Consider the following 1,015-nt stretch of genomic DNA (forward strand, 5'->3'; position numbering starts at 1 on the left):
GGGAACGAAGGCTGCGGAGCACGCTAGCGCGTCTACGGAGTGACCCATGAGCGACTTCACCGCCTCGGCCCGCAGCGAGGCGACAGAACTGGCCGCCGACGGCGTCCTGCCCGCCGACCGCGACAACGCCGGAACCCCCCTAGCCGTGCGGTCCCGCTCGCCTCGGCAGCGCGCTGCGGAGGACCGCCGGGCCGAGTGGCGGTGGGTCTATGACGATGCCCGCTGGCGCATGCTGCGCGATCAGGTGCTCTCGGAGGAGCCGTTGTGTGCGGCGGGGTGCGGCTCCCCGCCGAGGGTGGTGGACCACGTCCGGCCGCACCGCGGGCGCGAGGAGCTGGCGTTCGACCGCGGCAACTTGCAGGCGATGTGCAAGCCGTGCCACGACGCGAAGACCGCGAGGGAGACGGGGTTCGCGGGGGCCGGGAAGGCGCGCATCACCACCGCGAGGGTGACGCTGGTGTGCGGTCCGCCCTGCTCCGGCAAGACCACCTACGTTCAGCAGCACGCCCAGCCCGGGGACCTGGTGGTGGACTGGGACGCCATCGCCCAGGCCCTCGGCTCGCCCGATGCGCACGACCATCCCCCCGCCCTGCGGCCGTTCATCGCTGAGGCGAGGGACGCGGTCGTCGCCCGGCTGGAGCGGCGGCACGACGTCGATCGGGCGTGGATCATCGCGACCGCGCCGCGCGCCGCTGACCGCGCACGCCTCGCCCCCAAGGGCGCCGGGGTGGTGCTGCTGGCCGTGGACGAGGAGGAGTGCGTCCGGCGGGCTCGGCGCGCTCGGCGGCCGGCCGATACGATGGAGGCCATCGAGAGCTGGTGGCGGACCTACCGGGCCGACCAGTACTGACCACCTCGGCGCCCCGTCGAGGCCACCCCTTCCACCGCGTTCAGCGGGGAGGGGGGAGGCGGATCTCCGGGGCCGGGGTGGGTCCCGAACGCAGGCGGGGGTGGCGCGCGCTCGACCGCGAGTTCCGGCCGGGTTCCTGAGGATCATGTGACCGGCTGGTCACTC

Annotated in this window: 1 protein-coding gene; it reads left to right on the plus strand. The window is 74.3% G+C overall.

Going from position 1 to position 1,015, the window contains the following annotated elements; genetic code table 11:
• Positions 1-46 precede the first annotated feature (46 nt).
• Complete coding sequence (locus D7231_RS35965; protein WP_120760587.1) at positions 47-850, plus strand: AAA family ATPase; 804 nt, start codon at positions 47-49, stop codon at positions 848-850.
• Positions 851-1,015 lie beyond the last annotated feature (165 nt).

It is taken from the genome of Streptomyces klenkii (assembly GCF_003626645.1).
GTDB lineage: Bacteria > Actinomycetota > Actinomycetes > Streptomycetales > Streptomycetaceae > Streptomyces > Streptomyces klenkii.

Coding starts and splice junctions, on each gene's coding strand:
- D7231_RS35965 (WP_120760587.1), top strand. CDS start 47: ATGAGCGACTTCACCGCCTCGGCCCGCAGCGAGGCGACAGAACTGGCC.